The 6,400-nt window shown below is 74.0% G+C and carries 10 protein-coding genes; 5 read left to right on the top strand and 5 right to left on the bottom strand.

The features are described 5' to 3' along the window. Positions 1–95: 95 nt before the first annotated feature. A complete protein-coding gene (locus D5H78_RS17920; protein WP_133412092.1) occupies positions 96–539 on the bottom strand; it encodes a hypothetical protein in 444 nt (147 codons plus the stop codon). 449 nt (positions 540–988) lie between these two features. On the opposite strand from D5H78_RS17920, the gene D5H78_RS17915 reads away from it, so the two are divergent. Next, complete coding sequence (locus D5H78_RS17915) at positions 989–1,429, top strand: hypothetical protein (protein WP_119951865.1); 441 nt, start codon at positions 989–991, stop codon at positions 1,427–1,429. 66 nt (positions 1,430–1,495) lie between these two features. Here the strand turns inward: D5H78_RS17915 and D5H78_RS17910 are convergent, their stop codons facing one another. Together D5H78_RS17910 and D5H78_RS17905 are read right to left on the bottom strand one after the other, a co-directional pair. Then, the gene (locus D5H78_RS17910) at positions 1,496–1,855 is read right to left on the bottom strand and encodes a hypothetical protein (protein ID WP_119951864.1); all 360 of its coding nucleotides are present in this window, start codon (positions 1,853–1,855) and stop codon (positions 1,496–1,498) included. Positions 1,856–2,169: 314 nt separating this feature from the next. Further along, positions 2,170–2,616, bottom strand: a complete 447-nt coding sequence (locus tag D5H78_RS17905) for an SRPBCC family protein (RefSeq protein WP_119951863.1) — start codon at positions 2,614–2,616, stop codon at positions 2,170–2,172. 130 nt (positions 2,617–2,746) lie between these two features. On the opposite strand from D5H78_RS17905, the gene D5H78_RS17900 reads away from it, so the two are divergent. Further along, positions 2,747–3,136: a VOC family protein gene (locus D5H78_RS17900; RefSeq protein WP_119951862.1), complete on the top strand. Its 390-nt coding sequence runs from the start codon at positions 2,747–2,749 to the stop codon at positions 3,134–3,136. A gap of 124 nt (positions 3,137–3,260) precedes the next feature. Here D5H78_RS17900 and D5H78_RS17895 read toward each other — a convergent pair whose 3' ends face one another. Continuing rightward, a complete protein-coding gene (locus tag D5H78_RS17895) occupies positions 3,261–3,719 on the bottom strand; it encodes an Lrp/AsnC family transcriptional regulator (protein ID WP_119951861.1) in 459 nt (152 codons plus the stop codon). Positions 3,720–3,804: 85 nt separating this feature from the next. On the opposite strand from D5H78_RS17895, the gene D5H78_RS17890 reads away from it, so the two are divergent. The 3 genes from D5H78_RS17890 (at position 3,805) to D5H78_RS17880 (ending at position 5,910) form a co-directional block, all read left to right on the top strand. Beyond that, positions 3,805–4,239 carry a rhodanese-like domain-containing protein gene (locus D5H78_RS17890; RefSeq protein ID WP_425472979.1) on the top strand — a complete coding sequence of 145 codons (435 nt, stop codon included), beginning with the start codon at positions 3,805–3,807 and terminating at the stop codon, positions 4,237–4,239. A gap of 132 nt (positions 4,240–4,371) precedes the next feature. Further along, positions 4,372–5,253 carry a hypothetical protein gene (locus D5H78_RS17885; RefSeq protein WP_133412091.1) on the top strand — a complete coding sequence of 294 codons (882 nt, stop codon included), beginning with the start codon at positions 4,372–4,374 and terminating at the stop codon, positions 5,251–5,253. 147 nt (positions 5,254–5,400) lie between these two features. Beyond that, positions 5,401–5,910: a pyridoxamine 5'-phosphate oxidase family protein gene (locus D5H78_RS17880; protein ID WP_119951858.1), complete on the top strand. Its 510-nt coding sequence runs from the start codon at positions 5,401–5,403 to the stop codon at positions 5,908–5,910. A 70-nt stretch (positions 5,911–5,980) separates the two neighbouring features. Here D5H78_RS17880 and D5H78_RS17875 read toward each other — a convergent pair whose 3' ends face one another. Beyond that, positions 5,981–6,346, bottom strand: coding sequence for a DUF1330 domain-containing protein (locus D5H78_RS17875; protein WP_119951857.1), 366 nt, complete (start codon positions 6,344–6,346; stop codon positions 5,981–5,983). Positions 6,347–6,400 lie beyond the last annotated feature (54 nt).

Genomic DNA, 6,400 nt, shown 5'->3' with positions numbered 1-6,400 from the left:
CGCCCCCCCCCCCCCCCCCCCCCCCCCCCCCCCCGAGCGGGGTCAGCAGCGGCCTCCGGGGCGGCCCGGAGCGACCGGAAGCGGCCCGGAGCGGCCTAACTGCGACGCTTCCTCCTCTTGCGAGGCGGCTCCGGGCGCTGGCTGCAGGCGAGCTCGTGCGGGTGCACCGGGTTGCCGAGGTAGGCCTCCGGCGCGCCGCGCGGCAGGTCGCGGACGTACTCCATGTCGGGGTCGCCCTCGGGGTCACCGGTGGTCGCGATGATGAAGTAGCCGTGGCGCGCGATCGCCTGTCGGACCTCGCGGGCCCGGGCGAACTCGCCCAGGCGCTGGCGCAGCAGTCCCGCCTCGCTGCCGGTGGAGGCGACGATGCCGACGGCGCGCTCGGCACGAGGCCCGTTCACCGAGCGCTTGGAGCCCTCGAAGCCCGCCAGCACGGGCTCGTGCTCACGCGCCGGCTGGTGCACGTGGCGCCACACGGCCCTGCTGCCGACCAGGCGACCCTCGAGGTCCCCGCCGCAGACCTCACAGGCTCCGGTCACCGCCACACGATCTCACAAGCGGCGTCTCACCAGCGCCTGAGCGAGCAGGGGGGTGGGGCCAGTTCCGCGTTGGTGACCCGCGCGGGTCCGGCGGGGGTGACCTGCGACGGACCGGCCTGGCCGCACGAGGAGGTGAGCGGCGGGCGGGGCCTGACCCGCGGGCGAGGTCGCAGCGGGCGAACGGGCAGCGTCCCCGCCGCACCCGGAGGACGTTGGGGACGGACGCGGCGAGGATGGGCGCTCTCCTCGAAGGCAGCGTCCTCGGCGGCCCGCAGCCTCAGGAGCACGACAGCGGGCATCGCCGCCAGGCTCCGTTGGTGGCCGCTTCAGGGATGGTCGTGCAGCGACCTTGGTCAGCCCCGTTGGTCTCCAAGGCGTTCCTCTGCGGAACCGCGGCCTAGAGTGGCGCGTGAGGACCGCACTGCTCTTCGGCATGACGCTTCGTCGTCATGACCACAGCGAAGGACAGCATGATCAGCCTTAGAGGCGTGAGCCTTGAAGAGGTCCGGGCGGGTGGTACCGGCCTGTATGAGCTGACCACCACCAGCGGTGTCCCGGTCCGTCTGCACGACATGGCCTTCAAGTGCATGACGTACGAGCCGACGGCCCCGCCCTCGATGGTCCTGCGGTTCCTCTACGACGACCCGGCGTGGACACCCAGGGAGGCGGTCGCGACGCCGGTCGCGGAGTTCCGCTTCTTCGACGTGATCGTGCTGTCCCACGCGGATGAGGCCGCCGCGCCCGACACCCCGCCGGTGACCCTTCGACACGTAGCGTGCTTCGAGTGCGACGACTCGAACGGGACCTTCGCCCTGTCGACCTCCACCATGCACCTGCTCTTCACCGCGGCCGAGATCGAAGTGCGCATGCAGCCCCTCAGCGGCAGTTGAGGCAGTGCATGGCCCGCACTCGGTCCGATCGCCAGTCCGTGGGTTGCCCCAGCAGGGAATGCTCAGCTAGCCCGGGTAACCGTCACCCCACCATTGCACGCCGTCGTCATCGACCACCAGCAGGCCGGCGCTCCTGCCCAGGGGCTCGCCGACAGCGTCCGTGACCTCCTGCAGTAGTACTCGCAGCACATCTGCCAGGTGAGCGCCAGCGGGCAGCAGCGGGGATCGGTGCTCCTCGTGGACCAGGACCCTGAGCCCGAGACGCCCTCCGTGCAGCGGGTGCCGATACACCACTCTCAGCGCCTCACCGCCGTCGTCGACCTCGAGCCACGTGCGCTCGAGAGCCACGGCGAAGCCCATGTCCGTCCTGCCCTGCGTCCTGTCGAGCTCCTGCAGCAACAGACGAGCCAACTCCGAGAACGGCACGTCGATCCTCCCGCTTCCTGGTTGCAGCGGTCCCCGGCGATGCTCGTACATCGCCCTGGCTGTTCGACCCACGAGCTGCGCGCGCTCGCGCATCGGAGCGGTCAGAGTTGCCGGTCACCGGCAGTCAGGGCTCGGGCCAAGCCCTGCCCGTCGTCACGGAGTCCAGGGCGAGCTCGACGCGGTAGCCGGGCACGGCGCCGATGGGGGCCCAGGCGGCGCGTGCGGCCTGAGCACGCACCCCCCCTACCAAGACCTCGGCGCCGTCCCAGGAGCATCCCCACTGCCCAGGTGACCCTGAACACCGGGCCGACCCGCTACCGTGACTCGGCCAGCTCCTTGACCCTGGCCAGCGCGCGGTCCCACGCCGCCGCCATGTCGTCGTAGTAGGCGTCCTCCATCGGGGCGGAGATCGCCAGGTGCGTCCCGCCAGCGGCCTCAGCCAGGCGGTACGTCTCGTGCGTCCCGGCCCACAGGCGCGCCTGCTCGCTCTCGGTGTCGTCGCTGCCGCCGCCCACGACACCGGTGTACTCGACGTCGAGGAGCTCGGGCCGGTGGCTCGCGACGACCCGCCCGACCAGGCCGGTCCCGTCGGGGCCGAGGAACCGGACGTCGCCGCCCTCCTGCCAGTCGGTGTCGGCGTACGACCCCTCGGCGAACTCCGCCGTCCACTGCCGGTACGTGGCGTCGCCGGTCAGGACCTCCCACACGCGCTCGCGCGGGGCGTCGACGTCGATCTGCTTCTCGATGGGGCGGGTCGCCATGGCGTCCTCCAGCTCGATGGTCCGTCGACGGGTAGACGGTGGTCGCGACCCGGACTCATCGGTCCGTCGCGGACGGCGCCGGCACCGGAGGAGGTTCCGTCGACACCGCAGCCCTCTAGGGTGGGGAGCCGTGACGTCGCTGATCTCGCACACGTCCTTCGACGCGACCGACGCCTACGCGCAGTCCGTGTTCTGGGGTCAGGTGCTCGGTTTCGCCGGCGACCCGGAGCAGCCGGACGCGCCCGGGGACGAGGAGTGCCTGATCATGTCCCCCGACGGTTCGCAGCGGTTGCTGTTCATCGAGGTCCCCGAACCGAAGCAGGTCAAGAACCGGCTGCACCTGGACCTCGTCCCCGCGACCGGCACCCGGGACGAGGAGCTGGCGCGCCTGCTCGGGCTCGGCGCCAGCATCGTGCGGGACCTGCGCGAGCCCGACGGTCCGGGATGGGTGGTGCTCGCCGACCCCGAGGGGAACGAGTTCTGCATCCTGCGCAGCGATGCGGAGCGCGCCGCCACCTGAACCCGCGGGGCGGTCCTCGTGCGGGAGCCCGGGAGTCCGTTCCTCGTCGTCGACGCCGCTCGGGCCGCGCCGAGGTAGCGGAGCTCGCTCCCCCGGAGGACGGGCCCGGTCCGGCCTCGCGCCGCTACGCGGGCTCGAGGGGTCGGTGCGGCAGCGGGCTGGAGTAGACGACGCTGGTGGTGATGCTGCCCAGCGTCGCCAGCCCGCCGGTGATGCGCTCCAGGTCGCGCATCGAGCGGGCGAGGACCTTGAGGACGAAGCAGTCGTCGCCGGTGACGTGGTGGGCCTCGACCACCTCGGGGGTGACCGCGAGCAGGTCGTGGAACGGCTTGTAGTTACCCGTGGGGTACGCCAGGCGCACGAACGCGGTCACCGAGTACCCCAGCGCCTCGGGGTCCAGGGTGGCGCTGTAGCCGGTGATCACCCCGGTGTCGGTGAGGCGGCGCAGCCGCTCGGCGGTGGCGCTCGCGGACAGGTTGATCGCACGGGCCAGGTCCGCGACGCTGGTCCGGCCGTCGCGCTGGAGCTTCTCGAGGATGCTCCGGTCGGTCGCATCGAGGGACGGCCGCGGATTCGTCGCCACGACCGGGAAAGTACCAGCGGATCAGCGGCGCGACGGCGTGCAGGCCGTGGGATCGCGCTGGTCCCCCCGGTCCCGTCCCGGTTCGATGGTGCGCATGCCGACCTCGATCTCCGCCGTGGACTTCTTCGCCGCCAAGCTGGCCCACCAGACCGACCCGGCCGACCTGGCGTCGGCCCGCGCCGGCGGCGCCGGGCCGCTGGTGCTCGACGTGCGCTCGGACGCGAGCTGGGAGCAGGGCCGCATCCCCGGGGCGGTGCACCTGCCCGGTGGGCAGGTGCGGGACCGCATCGGGGACCTGGCACCGGACCTGGACGCGCCGATCGTCGTCTACTGCTGGGGCCCGGGCTGCAACGGTGCCACCAAGGCCGCCTCGACCCTCGCCTCGATGGGCTACACCCGGGTGAAGGAGCTGATCGGTGGCTTCGAGTACTGGGCCCGCGAAGGGCTCGCGGTCGTCACCGGCACCGGGCGGTCGCGGCGGGCCCCGGACGAGCTCGTCGCCCCCGTCCAGGTGCCGTGATCGGGCTCGCCGGACCTGCCGCCGTACGAGGGCCTCCGCAGGAGGCGGCCGGAACCGTGCGAGCGCGCGGCGCGTCCCAGGCCCGTGGTGACCTCGGGCTCGCGGGCTGCCCTGCTGGCGGCGGGGCTGCTGGTGGCAGCACCGCTCCTGGCGGCGTGCGGCGGCACGAGCCCGACCGGAGCACCGCGGCCGCCTGCCGTGCGCTCGGCACCGCCCGCCGACCTGGTGCCCGACGGGTACGACGGCCTCCTGCGCACCCGCGCCCTCGTCCTCGAGAGCGGGCACCTCGGGCCCGAGCTGTGCCTCGGCGGCGTCCAGGAGTCGTTCCCCCCGCAGTGCGGCGGCCCGGCCCTGCCCGGGTGGGACTGGGGCGCGCAGCCCGGGGGCTCGTACGAGAGCGCCGGCGGCACGACCTGGGGCGACTACGAGGTCACCGGGCGCCTGGAGGGCGGGGCCTTCGTCGTCGAGCGGGCGGTCCCCGCCCCGCCGTCCACCGCGGACCCGCTGGGCGACGCCGAGGACCCCTTCGCCAGCCCGTGCCCGGAGCCCGAGGGCGGGTGGCGACCCACCGACGCGTCCCGCGCCGACGAGGCCGCGCTGCAGCGGGCCGTCGCGCGGGCCGAGGAGTCGGAGCACCTGGGTGGCGTGTGGCTCGACCAGCTCCTCCCAGTGCAAGCCGACGAGCCTGGCGCTGAGCCCTCCCCGGGCTCGCCGCAGCAGCTGGTGCTCAACGTGAGCACGACGGGCGACCCCGCCGCGCTCGAGGCCGCCCTGCGCGAGGAGTGGGGCGGACCGCTGTGCGTCAGCAGGGCGCAGCGCACACGGGCGGAGCTGTACGCGCTCCAGGACGAGCTCACCGGCCGGCACGGCGCCCTGTCCTCGAGCGTCACGGAGGCGGCGGGGCAGGTCGAGCTGACCGTCCCGGTCGCGTTCGCGTCCCTGCAGGAGGAGCTCGACGCCACCCACGGGGAGGGCGTCGTACGGCTCCTCGGGGTGCTGCGGCCGGCGCGGTGAGCCCCGGTACCGGTCATGGGCAGGGCGTCCGGACCGGAGGTGCGCCTGCGCCGGGGGCCGTACGACGCGGCTGTTGCCGTCACGGGTCCCCGCACCTAGCGTCTCGACCCGAAGGCCTTCGAGCACCCGACGGACAGGAGAGCCCTCGTGGCTGACGAGCGCAGCGGCGTCGAGAAGGTCGCCGACATCATCAAGGACATCAAGACCTGCATGCTGACCACCGTGGCCGACGACGGGCGCCTGGTGAGCCGCCCCATGGCCGTGCAGCAGGTCCGCTTCGACGGCGACCTGTGGTTCGCCTCCGACGGCGACTCCCCCAAGGTCCACGAGATCCAGCACGGGGCGCACGTCAACGCGGCCTTCGCCAGCCGCGACACCTGGCTCTCCCTGGCGGGCACCGCGGAGGTCGTGCAGGACCGGGCCAAGGCCGAGGAGCTGTGGAACCCCGCTCTGCAGGCGTGGTTCCCGGACGGCCCTGGCACGCCCGGCCTGGCCCTCATCAGGGTGCACGCCGAGAGCGCGGAGTACTGGGACACCCCGGGCGGTGCCGTCACCAACCTCATCGCCCTGGCCACCAGCAAGGTCAAGGGCCAGCGCCCCGACGTCGGGGAGAACGAGACGGTGGAGCTCGGCCCCGGCGCTCCCCCGACGCCGTGACCCCTGCCCGGCGCCGGCCAGGGCCCCCGTCGGGGGTCCGCCGGCGCACGGGTCAGGGGTGGTCGACGGGTCAGCGCGGCGGCCGGCCCGGGTCGGCCGGGGCGGAGAGCGCGGCCGTCAGGTCGGTCGCCCGGTGGCCCGGACCCACGCCGTCGACGAGCACGGCGTCGCCCGCGATGTGGTCCGTGCGCCAGCGCCTGATGGCCACGTAGGCCGGCGACCCGTACCACGCCCGCGCGGAGGCCAGGTCGGGGAAGGCGATGAGGACGACGTCGCCCTGCCAGTCGCCCTCGCGGACGTCGACGGGCGCGCCGTGGACGAGGAAGCGCCCGCCGAACGGCTCGAGGGTGCCGTCGATCTCCCGCAGGTAGTCCAGCACCTCGGGGTGGACCGGCTCGGCGGGCCGCTGCAGGCGGGCCAGGGCGTACGCGGTCATGCGGGCACCTGGTCCAGGGCGCGCCCCACCGGTCGGGGGCCGTTCGCGCCCCGC

Origin of the sequence: Vallicoccus soli (assembly GCF_003594885.1) — a bacterium.
Taxonomy (GTDB): domain Bacteria; phylum Actinomycetota; class Actinomycetes; order Motilibacterales; family Motilibacteraceae; genus Vallicoccus; species Vallicoccus soli.
Note: the sequence above shows the minus strand (reverse complement) of the source record. Positions and strands in the feature narration are given on the sequence as shown.